Genomic DNA, 13,289 nt, shown 5'->3' with positions numbered 1-13,289 from the left:
GAGCTACGAGCCCGCCGGACTAGGCAGCGGGCTCGCCGAGGTAGGGCAGCCAGAGCGGGTCGGCCTCGGTGACGCCGGCCAGCAGCCGCCAGTGCGGCCCCCTGGGCGCGTTCGGCACGACGCGGAGCCGCCACCCCAGTTCGGACAGCAGCTTGTCCGCCTTGCGGTGGTTGCACTTCGCGCAGCACGCGACGCAGTTCTGCCAGGTGTGGGGCCCACCGCGGCTACGGGGGACGACGTGGTCGATCGTCTCGGCCCGACCGCCGCAGTACGCGCACCGGAAGCGGTCCCGGTGCATCAACCCGGCCCTGGTCAACGGAACGCGCCCCCGGTAGGGGACGCGCACGTAGGTACTGAGCCGGATCACGGACGGGACTATGACCTCCGCCGACGACGAGTGGACCATGGACCCCGCGGGGTCTCCGTGGACGACCTCGGCCTTGCCGCAGACGACGAGCACGACCGCGCGTCGCAAGGACAGCGCGGTCAGGGGCTCGAACGTGGCGTTGAGCAGGAGCACTTTCCTTCTACCCCAGGGGAACACGACCGGCGCGTGACCGGTACCCTCCCCATTGCGGTCCCCGTCGTCCGACACCGAACGGACGATGGCCTGTTTTTGGCCAGCAGGGACCCTCGGCGCCACCCCGGCCGTAGCCAGGGCGCCGATCGGGGTCGGTTGTCGGTCTGGCACGCGACCACCTCCACCGGTACAGCCATAGCAGACCACAGATCACCCCCAAAAGGCACGTGTCCTAGCACACCCGAGATCGAAATGTGGGCGAACGCGGGCCTAACGGTGATGGTTTTCAACCAACGCTACGCTTCACCGGGTGACTGAGGTTCCCCACGCGACTCTGCCTGCGACGATGACCTACCCGGCGGCCGTTCGGCTCGACCTCGTCGAGCACCTGCACGGCCACCCGGTGGCCGACCCCTACCGCTGGCTGGAGGATCCCGCCGACCCCCGAACGGCCGAGTGGTCGGCCGCGCAGGACGGGTTGGCCCGGTCGTGGCTCGACGCCCTGCCCGGCCGGGAGGCGCTGGGCGGGCGGTTGCGGGACCTGATGCGGACGGGCTCGGTGTCCACGCCGACGTGGCGCGCGGGCCGGATGTTCTCCACCCGCCGCGGCCCGGACCAGGACCACCCGGTGCTGCACGTGCGCGAGCCCGACGGCGCCGAGCGCGTGCTGCTCGACGTGGGCGCGCTGGACCCGTCGGGGCGGACGACGCTGGACGCGTGGTCGCCGAGCGACGAGGGCGCGCTGCTGGCCTACCAGGTGTCGGTCGGCGGTGACGAGCGGTCGCTGCTGCACGTGCTCGACGTCGACTCCGGCGAGCACGTCGAGGGGCCGATCGACCGCTGCCGCTACTCCCCCGTCGGCTGGCTGCCCGGCGGCGAGGAGTTCTACTACGTCCGCCAGCTCGACCCCGCGGACCTGCCGGAGGACGAGCGGCTGTTCCACCGCCGGGTGTGGCGGCACCGGGTCGGCGGCGACCCGGCGACCGACGTGCGCGTGCACGGCGACGGGCTCGACCACACCTACTACTACGGCCTCAGCGTGTCGCCGGGCGGCCGGTGGCTGGTCGTCAGCGGCAAGCCGGGCACGGTCCGCCGCGACTCGGTGTGGATCGCGGACCTGCACGGCGACGCGGAGCTGCGCCCGGTGGTCGACGCCGACGCGGGCGCCCAGTGCACCGCGTGGGTCGCCCGCGACGGCAGGCTCTACCTGCACACGTCGCTGGACGCGCCGCGGTTCCGGCTGTGCGCGACCGATCCGGCCACGCCGACACCGGAGCACTGGGTGGACGTGGTCGCCGAGCAGGAGGACTCGGTGCTCGACGGCGCCAAGTGGCTCGACGGCGCGCTGGTCGTGCTGCGGACCCGGCACGCGGTGTCGGAGCTGCACCTGCACGACCCGGTCACCGGCGGGCACCGCGGCGCGATCCCGTTGCCGAGCACCGGTTCGGTGCACGGGATGTCCATTGTGGACGACGGTCCCGCCGACGACGTGTGGTTCGGCTACTCGGACTTCGTCACCCCGCTGTCGGTGTTCCGCTACTCCCTGTCGCGGGGCGTGACCGAGCTGCACGAGGCCGCGCCGGGCGCCGTCGACCTGCCGGACGTGGTCACGCAGCAGCTGGAGTACACGTCGGGGGACGGCACGACCGTGCGGATGTTCGTGGTGTCCGGCGACCGGCGACCCGACCGGCCCCGGCCCGTCCTGCTGTCGGGCTACGGCGGGTTCGCCGTCGGCCGCGGGCCCGGCTACAGCGCGACGACGCTGGCGTGGGTCGAGGCGGGCGGGGTGTGGGCGCACGCGTCGCTGCGCGGCGGCGACGAGGAGGGCGAGCGGTGGCACCGCGCCGGGATGCGGGAGCACAAGCAGAACGTGTTCGACGACTTCCACGCCGCCGCCGATCGGCTCGTGCGCGACGGGTGGACCACCCCGCAGCAGCTCTCGATCATGGGCGGCTCCAACGGCGGCCTGCTCGTCGGGGCCGCGCTGACCCAGCGCCCGGAGCTGTACGCGGCCGTGGTGTGTTCGGCCCCACTGCTGGACATGGTGCGGTACGAGAACTTCCTCCTCGGCAGGCTGTGGGCCGAGGAGTACGGCACGGCCGCAGTCGCCGAAGAGTTCACGTGGCTTTCGTCCTACTCCCCGTACCACCGGGTGCGGCCGGAAGTTGAGTACCCTTCGGTGCTGTTCACGGTGTTCGAGTCGGACAGCCGGGTGGACCCCAACCACGCCCGGAAGATGTGCGCCGCGCTCCAGCACGCCAGCACGTCCGACGCGGCGAAGCACCCGGTGCTGATCCGCCGGGAGACCGAGGTGGGGCACGCGGGCCGTTCGGTCGGCCGCGCGGTGGGCTTGGCCGTGGACCAGGTGACCTTCCTCGCCCACGCGACGGGGCTGAACTTGTAGGAGGAACACGTTCGTGCAGGGACTGGATGACGCCAAGCAGGCGCTGGCCATCGACTGGTGGATGGAGAACGGACCGAAGCTCGCGCAGGCGGGACTGCGCATCGCGCTGATCCTGCTGATGGCGATCGTGGTCCGCTGGCTCCTGCGGCGGCTGATCGACCGGCTCACCAGGGGAGGCGACGCCGACCGCAAGCCGTCGCTGCTGCGCCCCCTGCGGGAACGCGCTCCGCAGGCGTTGGGCGCTCTGGTGTCGGAACGCCGGGACCAGCGCGCCAAGACCATCGGCTCGGTGCTGAAGTCCGTGACCACCATGGGCGTCTTCGGCATCGCGTTCATCCAGGTGCTCACCGAGGTGGGCATGAACGTGGCGCCGATCCTGACGTCGGCGGGCATCCTCGGCGTGGCGATCGGCTTCGGCGCCCAGAACCTGGTGAAGGACTTCCTGTCCGGCATGTTCATGATGCTGGAGGACCAGTACGGCGTCGGCGACGTCGTGGACCTCGGTCCCGCGACCGGCACCGTCGAGGCGGTGGGCCTGCGGATCACCACGATCCGCGACGGGAACGGCACCGTCTGGTACGTCCGCAACGGCGAGATCCTGCGCGTCGGCAACTCCAGCCAGGGTTTCGCGGTCGCGGTCGTCGACCTGCCGCTGGCCCACGGCTCGAACCTGGCCGACGCCAGCGAGGTGCTGGAGCGGGTGTCCCTGGAGGCGACCTCGGAGGAGCCGCTGTCCAAGGACGTCATCGACAAGCCCCAGGTGCTCGGCGTGGAGAAGGTCACCGTGGACGGGATCACCATGCGCGTCACGGTGAAGGTCCGGCCCGGCCGCCAGTGGTCCGTGCAGCGGGCGCTGCGGGCGAAACTCATGCCGGCCCTTGAGAAGTCGGGCGTGACGACGGTCAAGTCGTAGGCGGTTTGCGCTGTTGGGGCCACCGGGGCTTCCTTTGGTGGCCCCGACATCGGCCCCCCGACGCGCGCGCGGGCGGGTGCGTGAGTCAGGATGGACGAGTGGCCACTCCGGAGAACTTCTACGAAGCGGTGGGCGGGTACGACACCTTCCACCGCATCGTCGCGCGCTTCTACCAGGAAGTGGCGACCGACGAGGTGCTGCGGCCGCTGTACCCGGAGGAGGACCTCGGCCCCGCCGAGGAGCGCTTCCGGATGTTCCTCATGCAGTACTGGGGCGGCCCGCACACCTATTCCGACCAACGCGGCCACCCGAGGCTGCGGATGCGGCACCAGCCGTTCACCATCGGCCCGATCGAGCGCGACGCCTGGCTGCGCTGCATGAAGATCGCGGTCGACGAGGAGAACCTGGCGCCCGAACACCGCGCGCAGCTCTGGGCGTACCTGGAGATGGCCGCGAACAGCCTCATGAACGCCTGGGTCTGACCCTCCACCACCACGCCCGGCCCCCTGGTGGGGAGACCCACGCCACCCCGAATGGCAGGATGAACACTCGTGCGACGATCCTCCGACCTCCAACCAGAGATCGCCGACGAGTCCGCCTGGTGGCGTGACGCGGTGTTCTACCAGGTGTACGTCCGCTCCTTCGCCGACTCGAACAACGACGGCGTCGGCGACCTGGACGGCATCCGCTCCCGACTCGGCTACCTGGAGTTGCTGGGCGTCGACGCGCTGTGGCTGACGCCGTTCTACCGCTCGCCGATGGCCGACCACGGCTACGACGTGGCGCACCCCAGGGACGTGGACCCGATGTTCGGGGACCTGGCCGCGTTCGACGCGCTGGTCGCCGACGCGCACTCGCACAACATGCGGATCACCATCGACCTGGTGCCGAACCACACGAGCGACCGGCACGACTGGTTCCAGGCCGCGCTCGCCGCGGGCCCCGGCAGCCCGGAGCGGTCGCGCTACATCTTCCGCGACGGCGGCGGCTACGACGGTTCGCAGCCGCCGAACAACTGGACGAGCCTCTTCGGCGGGCCCGCGTGGACCCGCGTCCGCGACGGCCAGTGGTACCTGCACCTGTTCGCCCCGCAGCAGCCGGACCTGAACTGGGACAACCCGGAGGTCCACGCCGACCTGGAGCAGACGCTCCGGTTCTGGCTCGACCGCGGTGTCGACGGCTTCCGCATCGACGTGGCGCACGGCATGGCCAAGCCCTACGACCTGCCGAACATGGACCCGCGCGCGCTCGGCACGTCCGGCGTGCTGAGGGACGACGTCCGCGACCCCCGGTTCGACGACGACGGCGTGCACGAGATCCACCGCATGATCCGCAAGGTCCTGGACTCCTACCCCGGCCGGATGGCCGTCGGCGAGGTCTGGGTGACCGACGACGAGCGGTTCGCGCGCTACATCCGGCCCGACGAGCTGCACCTGGCGTTCAACTTCCGGCTGGTCGAGGCGGGTTTCGACGCCGACCAGGTGCGGTCGGCGATCGACCACTCCCTCGGCGCCGTCCAGCCGCTGGGCACGCCGCCCACGTGGACGCTGTCGAACCACGACGTGGTGCGGCACGTGACCCGCTACGGCGGCGGCCCGCTCGGCGAGAAGCGCGCGCGGGCGATGATCCTCGTGGAGCTGGCGCTGCCCGGCGTCGTCTACCTGTACAACGGCGAGGAGCTGGGCCTGCCGAACGTCGAGCTGCCCGAGTGGGCGCTGCAAGACCCGACGTGGGAGCGCTCCGGGCGCACCGAGCGGGGCCGTGACGGCTGCCGCGTGCCGATCCCGTGGGAGGGCGACGCCCCGCCGTTCGGGTTCTCGGAGAACGCGCGCACGTGGCTGCCGGTGCCGAACGAGTGGAACCACCTGACCGCCGAGGCGCAGCTCGAGGATCCCGGTTCGATGCTGTCGCTCTACCGGCACGCCCTGGAGCTGCGCAAGACGCAGCAGGCCATCTCGGGCGACGAGCTGGAGTGGTACGGCGCCCCTCCCGGCTGCTTCGCGTTCCGCCGCAAGGGCGGCGGGCTGATCTGCGCCCTCAACACCTCCGGCGCGTCCGTCCCGCTGCCCCCCGGCGAGATCCTGATCTCCAGCGGTCCCATGGACGGCGCGCAGCTGCCCCCGGACACCGCGGTGTGGCTGGTCTGACGGGTCAGCGGCCGTCCAGGCGCGAGTAGGCCTCCCCGAACACCTCGGGGTGCCGCTCGCACTGGGCGATGAACTCCGAGGGGAACCCGACGGCGAAGTCGGTGCCGGAGTCCAGGCGCGCCACGGCTTCCGGCGGCAGCACCACGTCCACGGCGCCGAGGTTGTCCGTCAACTGCTCCACCGTGCTCGCCCCGATGATCGGGTGCACGGTCCGGGACTTGGCCCGGCACCAGGCGATCGCGACCTGCGCCGGGGTGGCCCCCAGCTCGGCGGCGACCTCGCGCACGGCGAACGTGCTCCGGCTCAGGTCGGATTCGGCGAACCGGGTGCCCGACGCCGCGGCGGAGAGCTTGCCGCCCGCCAACGGCCCCCAGGTGGCGGTGGTCAGGCCGAACGCCTCGGCCATCGGCAGCAGGTCACGTTCGGCGTCGCGGTTGAGCAGGTTGTAGGGGACCTGGAGGCCCGCGAACGGGGTCCAGCCGCGCCAGTCGGCCAGCGTGTTGGCCTGGCTGACGATCCACGCCGGGGTGTCGGAGACGCCGGTGTAGAGGATCTTGCCCGCGCGGACGGCGTCGTCCAGCGCGCGCATGGTCTCCTCGACCGGTGTGTGCCGGTCCCAGACGTGGACCCAGTACACGTCCACGTGGTCGGTGCGGAGCCTGCGGAGGCTGTCGTCCAGCGAGCGCACCAGGTTCTTGCGGTGGTTGCCCGCGGCGTTGGGGTCCGAGGTGTCGGTCGAGCAGGTGTACTTCGTGGCCAGCACGAAGCGGTCCCGACGACCTTCGAGCGCCTTGCCGACGACGAGTTCGCTGTCCCCGTAGCTGTTGGCCGTGTCGATCACGTTGCCGCCCGCGGCGGCGTACACGTCGACCAGTCGGCGGGCGTCGTCGGTGGCGAACCCCATGGTTCCCAGGAACAGTTCGGAGACCCGAAGGCCCGTGCGGCCGAAGAGCCGGTACCTCATCCTGCGTTCCCGGTGGTGATCATCGCGTGAGTATCGGGCGCGGCAAGCGAGGTGTCCACCGGGTTGTCACGCCGGGTGCAGGTACTCCGTTCACGCTGGGGACGCGTCGAGTTCCACCAGTAGTCCACGCAGGTGATCCAGCGAGTCCTGTTCGTCCAAGCCCTCCAAGGCGCTAATCGCTTCCTCCCAGCATCTCCTCGCCGATTCGAGGTCTTTTCGCGCCCGATGAGCGTTGCCGAGGTTCAACAACGACGTGCAGATCCCACGCAGATCACCGACCTCGCGCTTGATCTCCAGTCCGCGCTCCAAGTGATCGGCACCTTCTTCCAGGCGCCCCTCTTTCACCAAAGCCGCCCCCAGGTTGTTGAGGGTCTGTCCCTCTCCGTGCAGGTCCCGAACCACGCGCCTGATGTCCAGTGCCTCCGCCAGGCAGTCGACGGCAGCGGTGTACCGCTCCATCGCCATGTAGCACAGACCCAGGTTGTTCAACACTTGTCCGGCACCATGAACATCTCCTTCGATCCGAAGGAGAGCCAAACTTTTGCGGTAGTGCCTGACGGCCAGCGAGAATTCTTCTCTCTCGTAATGGATTGTGGCGAGGTTGACCAGATAACCGCCGTTCTCCTCTCCGTCGCCGACCTCGATGATTCGCTCGTAGCAGTGGATCGCATCGTCCAATCGACCCGCACTGCGGTAGGCGACACCCAGATCGCTCAGCACCCCCATGGTGATCCGGCGGTTGTGGAGGTGACCTGCGGACGCGAGGGCCACCTGGTTGATCGCGATCCAGTCGGCCATGCGCGCACGGAGATCCAAGTAGGAGAACATGTGGTGCGATATCACGCACGCCCCGGTGTGAAGCCCTGCGGTATGTGCCAGGGAGACGCACGCGATGAGGTTCTCGCACTCGGCGTCGAACCACGCCATCGCCTCGGTACGGCCGTCGAAGAATTCCGAGGATTCGATCTGAGGACCTGTCGGTCGGATGATCCGGTCGGCACTGCCCACTCTCGAGCGGTAGTGCTCGACGATCCGGCCGGTGACGCCCCCGACATCAATGGCCTTCTCGACCGCGTACAGGCGCACCAAGTCGTGGAACCCGTACCGGCGGGTGCCGTCCGTCTGGAGCAGGCTCGCCCGAACCAGACTGTCGACCAGCCGTCGGACTTGACGTTCGGACAGTCCCGCGACCGCGGCGGCGACGCCCAGTCCCAGATCGGGACCGGGGTGGATCGACAGCTGGGAGAACACGCTTCGCTGATCCGGGTCCAGCTTGGCGAAAGACAGGTCGAACGCGGCCCGGATGTCGACGCTGCCCGAGAAGCTCAGCTCGTCGAGGCGGTACCTGGCGTCGGCCAGGTCTTCGACCAACCGCCCGATCGGGCAGCGTGGCTCGACCGACAACAAGGCACCGACGATGGTCAACGCCAAGGGGAGGTAGCCGCAGAGACGGGCCAGTTCACGTGCTTCATCCGAACGTTCGCCGATCATGTCGAGTGCGGCGTTCTCGTTGAGCACACCAAGGTCGAGCAGGACACCCAGATCGGCGAGTTGGTTGCGGCTCGTCACCACGACGCGGTGCCGGTCTACACCCGGCAGTAGCGGTCGCACCTGGTCTGACGACGACGCGTTGTCCACCACGATGAGCATGTCCTCCCGCTCCGCGAGCAAGGAGCGGTAGAGCGGACCAGGATCGGGAGGCAGGTGCTCACCGCGCACACCCAACATCCGGACGAAGGCGTTGAGCACGGTTTCCGGTGTCTTCGTCCGTGCCGGGTCGTAACCCTGGAGGTCGACGAACAGGACACCTCCCGGAAACCGGCCACGATCCACCGCGTCGCGTGCGACGCGCAGCACCAAAGCGGTCTTGCCCACACCTCCGAGTCCCGACAGGACGACGACGTGCCCTTCCACGACAACAGGGTCCAGGAGTGCCGCGAGCCGATCGCACTCCACCTCGCGACCGGACAGCGGCCGTGCGGGTGGCAGACCGGTGACGGCCAGAGGTTGCGGCGCGGGAAGTGCCAGGGTGCCGATGTGCTCGGCTTGGACGACTGGGCCGAACACGGTCCCGGAGACCTCGTTGTGCGTACCCGTCATCGCACAGTTGTACCGGTGGCTCGGATCACCGCCCTACCAGGTCCGGTGTCACGCCGGGTGCAGGACGCTGTCCGGGCGGGGCTCGCGGGCTTCGCGGCAGCCGTGCCGTTCGAAGATCGCCAACGCCTCGGCCCACGTCCGGTCCGCGGAGCCGATGTCGCCGAGCGCGCCCAACGCGGTGGCCAGATCGCGCAGCGTGCGGGCCCGCCACACCGGCAGGCCCAGCGCGTTCCACCACTGGAGGGAGCGCTCCAGGTAGCGGTGCGCCACCTCGGGTCTGCCCACCGCCAGCTCCAGTTCGCCCAGGGTGCGCAGCAGCAGCGCCTGGCCGAAGCCGTCCTGCATGTCGTTGCAGGTGGCCAGGCACTCCAGCAGGTCGCTGCGCACGGCGTCGCCGCGGCCCTGCCGGATGCGGATCTTCGCCAGCGCCTGCACGGCGTAGGCCGACATCAGCCGGTCGCCGAGGCGGCGCAGGGCGTCGACGGCCATCTCACCGCGCCGGGCGGCCTCGTCGAGCCTGCCCGCCGCGCGGTGCACGATCGCGAGCGAGCGGTGCGCGATGGCGGTGCCGCGGCGGTCGCCGAACGACTCGTAGGTCGCGAGCGTCCGTTCGCACGCCTCCAGCGCGGCGTCCAGCTCGCCCTGCTCGGTGAGCACCCGGCCCAGCTCGTGCACGGCCTGCGCGACGGCGTGCGGTTCGCCCAGGGCGCGCAGCTCGGCCAGGGCGAGGTCCAGGGACTCGCGGGACTTCGCCAGCTGACCGTGCTCGCGCTGCACGGTGCTCAGCGACAGCCGTGCCGCCGCCTGGCCGTGCGCGTCGGAGGTGTGCGCGTACGCCTCCAGCGCCTGCTCGTAGTACCGGGCGGCCTCGTCGAAGCGATCCTGCTCGTAGCGCAGCCAGCCAAGGCCCGCGAGCAGCCGGGCCTCGCCGTCGCGGTCGCCGACCCGGCGGGCGGCCTCCAGGGCGGCCGAGTGGGTGCGCCACCACTGACCGAACAGGTTGCGCACGGAGAACCGGGACGAGCACAGCGCGGCGGCGAGGCGGGTCGCGACGTCGGTGAGGTCCAGCTCGCTGATCCGCTCGACCACGCCCACCAGGTCGGACTGCTCGGCGTCGAACCAGGCCTCCGGGTCGACGAGCAGCTCGTCGGCCAGGTCCTGGTCCAGGTACGGCGAGGTGCTCGGGGTCGCCGAGACCTCCAGGGTGGCGTGCGGCATCCGTTGACCGGCGGTCTCGACGAGGGTCAGCCAGCACTCCGCCGCGCGCGTGCAGGCGGCCCGGACCTCGGCCTCGGACTCCTCCACCTCCCCGCGTTCACGGGCGAACGCGCGGGTCAGGTCGTGCAGCTGGTACCGGAGCGCGCCGCTCCCGTCGCTGGCCACGACGTCGAGGAGCTGCGCGTCGACGAGCCGTTCGACCACCTCCTCGCCGTCCTCCGGCGAGCAGTCGATCAGCGGGGCGACCAGCCAGCCGCCGAACGTGGACACGTCGAGCAGCCCGATCCGGCGCAGCGCGGCCCGCTCCCGCCCGGCCAGGCCGTCGTAGCTCAGCGCGAGGCTGCCGCGCACCTCCAGGTCGCCCATCGTCAGCTCCTGGAGCACCCGGCGCTGCACGCGCAGGCGTTCGACCAGGCGCGACAGCTTCCACTGCGGCCGGGCGGCCAGGCGCGCGCCCGCGATGCGCACGGCCAGCGGCAGCCGTCCGCACAGCCGCACGAGGTCGTGCGCGGCGTCCGGTTCGGCCGCGGCCCGGCCGTCGCCGATGACCCGGTCGAGCAGTTCGAACGCCGCCGCGTCGTCGAGGACGCTCAGGCCCAACTGGGTCGCGCCACCGAGCGCTCCGAGCCGTTCCCGGCTGGTCACGAGCACCGCGCACGCCGCCCCACCGGGCAGCAGCGGTCGGACCTGGCGCTCGTCGGCGGCGTTGTCGAGCACGACCAGGACCCGCCGGTCGGCCAGCAGCGTGCGGTAGAGCCGGGCGCGTTCGTCCAGGTCGACCGGGATCGCCGCGTCGGCCACGCCGAGCGCCCGCAGGAACCCGGCCAGCACCTCCGCCGGGTCCGCGCGCACGGCTTGGACCCCGCGCAGCGTGGCGTAGAGCTGGCCGTCCGGGAAGTGCGCGCGGACGGCGTGCGCGACGTGCATGGCCAGCGTCGACTTGCCCGCGCCCGGCTGGCCGGAGATCGCGCACAGCCGGACCGCGGTGCCCTCCGAGGACAGGTGGCCGGTCAGCTCGGCGACCTCCGCCGACCGGCCGGTGAAGTCGGCGATGTCGAACGGCAGCTGGCTCGGCCGCTGCGGCACCACCGGCGGCCCGGCGGCGTCCGGCCTCGACGTGGGCGGTGCGTCGGAGTCGTCGTCGGCGCGCAGGATCCGGTCGTGCGTCGACCGCAGCGCCTGCCCCGGTTCCAGGCCCAGCTCATCCAGCAGGACGCGGCGGCCCTCCTGGTAGCAGGCGAGGGCGTCGGCCTGCCTGCCCGACTGGTAGAGCGCCAGCATGAGCTGGCTGCGCAGGCGTTCGCGCAACGGGTGCGCGGCGACCGCGGCGCTCAGCTCGGGGACCAGCGCGTCACCGCGGCCTATCGCCAGGTCCGCGTCCACCCGGTCCTCCAGCGCGGCCAGCCGCAGCTCCTCCAGCCGGGACCGCTCGCCCTCCGCCCAGACGCCCTGGGCGCCGCCGAGCGCCGGTCCGCGCCACACGGCCAGCGCGGCGGTGAACCGGGCGGCGGCCTCCTCGATGTCGCCGTCGGCGAGCGCCCGGCGGCCCGCGCCGACCTCCGTGGTGAACACGTGCAGGTCGACCAGGTCGGACGGGGCGTCGAGCAGGTAGCCGCCGCCGCTGCGGCCCAGCACGTCGGCGTCGTCGCCGAACGCCCGGCGCAGCGTGGACACGTAGGTGTAGACGGCGGCGCGGGTCTGCTCCGGCGGATCGTCGCCCCACACGGCGTCGACCAACTGCTCCTGCGAGACGACCCGGCCCGCGTGCACGGCCAGCAGGGCCAGCAGCGTGCGCGGCTTGGGCCCGCCGACCGGCACGGCCGCACCAGCGCGGTACGCCTCCACCGGTCCGAGAACCCGAAATTCCATGTGCTCCCCCAGCGAGCCATGCCCCTGGTTCCACCGTAGTCGTTCATCGACCAGGTGGCTCCCGCTCACACGAGCAGCGGGAGCATCGAGTGCCTCCGGCGGACGATCGCGCCGAAGCGGGCGTCGATGCGCAGCCACGAGTCCGTGGCGGTCACGCGCACCTCGTCCTCCTCGGACGTGCCGAGGAAACCCATGCCGGACAACGCGAACAGGCACCGCAGCGGCACCTTCACGTCCAATCCGGACCCGCTGACGGTGATCACCGTCTGGTCGAGCAGCGACGCGGGCGGCGTGCCGTGCGGGCCCGCGTTCTCCCGCGCCAACGCCACACCCTCGTCCGCGAGACCGGACACGACGCTGCCGGGCAACCGATCGACCGGCAGCCACCCGGTGGTCGGGGGCAGGGCGGAGCGCCACATCAGGTCCTTGGCCGGGCCGGGGTCGACCGTGGCGCTGCGCACGACGGCCAGCCCCATCAGCAGGTCGCTGCCGGACACCGTCACGTCCGACGGCTCCACCCGGCCCGCGACCGTGCGGGTGGCCAGCGCGTCGAACGGCGTCGCCACCCACGCGTCGACCAGCTCGCCCTCGGACCGGTTGCGCAGCCGCACCACCGCCTGCGACTCCAGCCGCACCGCGCGGGCGACGAACGCCCCGAGGTCGTCCCGCTCCGCAGGGTCGGCGAACACCAGTTCAGGCACCGTTGCCTCCGGCACGCCAGCCCGCGAGGAAGTCGCGTTCGGCCTCGTCGAGACGCCTCGGCCGGGCGGCCGCCACGTTGTAGGGCACCATGAGCGTTTCCGCCTTCGTCACGATCACACCGTCGTCACCGCGCTGGTCGCGCACCACGTAGTCGAGCAGGAACGACGCCGAGCGCAGCTCGCGCACGGACATCTCCACCACGATCTCGTCCCCGGTGAACACGATCGGCGTCAGGTAGTCCACCACCAGCCGGGCCACCACCATGCCGTTGGTCATGTCCGTCACCCCGTGCCGCGCCGCCTCGGTGAACAGCAGGTCGACGCGGGCCTCTTCGAGGAGCGTCACCGTGTTGGCGTGGTTGACGTGACCGAACGCGTCCATGTCCGACCACCGCGGACGTACCCCCGTGACGAACACACCCAACGGAACGCGCCTCCTGCAAGTCTGTGGAA

Annotated in this window: 10 protein-coding genes; 4 read left to right on the top strand and 6 right to left on the bottom strand. The window is 71.3% G+C overall.

The window, feature by feature from the left end; genetic code table 11:
• Positions 1–19 precede the first annotated feature (19 nt).
• Positions 20–691 (bottom strand): HNH endonuclease, encoded by a 672-nt coding sequence (locus tag RM788_RS34205; RefSeq protein ID WP_315922847.1) that lies wholly within the window; start codon positions 689–691, stop codon positions 20–22.
• A 175-nt stretch (positions 692–866) separates the two neighbouring features.
• Between RM788_RS34205 and RM788_RS34200 the strand changes: the two genes are divergently transcribed.
• The 4 genes from RM788_RS34200 (at position 867) to RM788_RS34185 (ending at position 5,984) form a co-directional block, all read left to right on the top strand.
• Entirely contained in the window at positions 867–2,924 is a 2,058-nt protein-coding gene (locus RM788_RS34200; protein ID WP_399345185.1) for a prolyl oligopeptidase family serine peptidase, read from the top strand.
• A 61-nt stretch (positions 2,925–2,985) separates the two neighbouring features.
• The gene (locus RM788_RS34195; RefSeq protein ID WP_315934831.1) at positions 2,986–3,837 is read left to right on the top strand and encodes a mechanosensitive ion channel family protein; all 852 of its coding nucleotides are present in this window, start codon (positions 2,986–2,988) and stop codon (positions 3,835–3,837) included.
• A gap of 98 nt (positions 3,838–3,935) precedes the next feature.
• Positions 3,936–4,319, top strand: a complete 384-nt coding sequence (locus tag RM788_RS34190) for a globin (RefSeq protein ID WP_315922843.1) — start codon at positions 3,936–3,938, stop codon at positions 4,317–4,319.
• Between the two features lie 69 nt (positions 4,320–4,388).
• Complete coding sequence (locus RM788_RS34185; RefSeq protein ID WP_315922841.1) at positions 4,389–5,984, top strand: glycoside hydrolase family 13 protein; 1,596 nt, start codon at positions 4,389–4,391, stop codon at positions 5,982–5,984.
• Between the two features lie 4 nt (positions 5,985–5,988).
• Here RM788_RS34185 and RM788_RS34180 read toward each other — a convergent pair whose 3' ends face one another.
• The 5 genes from RM788_RS34180 to RM788_RS34160 form a co-directional block, all read right to left on the bottom strand.
• A complete protein-coding gene (locus tag RM788_RS34180) occupies positions 5,989–6,948 on the bottom strand; it encodes an aldo/keto reductase (protein WP_315922839.1) in 960 nt (319 codons plus the stop codon).
• A 90-nt stretch (positions 6,949–7,038) separates the two neighbouring features.
• Positions 7,039–9,048: an ATP-binding protein gene (locus RM788_RS34175; protein WP_315922837.1), complete on the bottom strand. Its 2,010-nt coding sequence runs from the start codon at positions 9,046–9,048 to the stop codon at positions 7,039–7,041.
• A gap of 48 nt (positions 9,049–9,096) precedes the next feature.
• Positions 9,097–12,135: an AfsR/SARP family transcriptional regulator gene (locus RM788_RS34170; RefSeq protein ID WP_315922835.1), complete on the bottom strand. Its 3,039-nt coding sequence runs from the start codon at positions 12,133–12,135 to the stop codon at positions 9,097–9,099.
• Between the two features lie 65 nt (positions 12,136–12,200).
• The gene (locus tag RM788_RS34165; protein ID WP_315922833.1) at positions 12,201–12,836 is read right to left on the bottom strand and encodes a DUF8010 domain-containing protein; all 636 of its coding nucleotides are present in this window, start codon (positions 12,834–12,836) and stop codon (positions 12,201–12,203) included.
• A complete protein-coding gene (locus RM788_RS34160) occupies positions 12,829–13,260 on the bottom strand; it encodes an acyl-CoA thioesterase (protein WP_315922831.1) in 432 nt (143 codons plus the stop codon). The genes RM788_RS34165 and RM788_RS34160 overlap by 8 nt, the downstream gene beginning before the upstream one ends.
• Positions 13,261–13,289 lie beyond the last annotated feature (29 nt).

Source organism: Umezawaea sp. Da 62-37 (genome assembly GCF_032460545.1).
Lineage (GTDB): Bacteria > Actinomycetota > Actinomycetes > Mycobacteriales > Pseudonocardiaceae > Umezawaea.
Note: the sequence above shows the minus strand (reverse complement) of the source record. Positions and strands in the feature narration are given on the sequence as shown.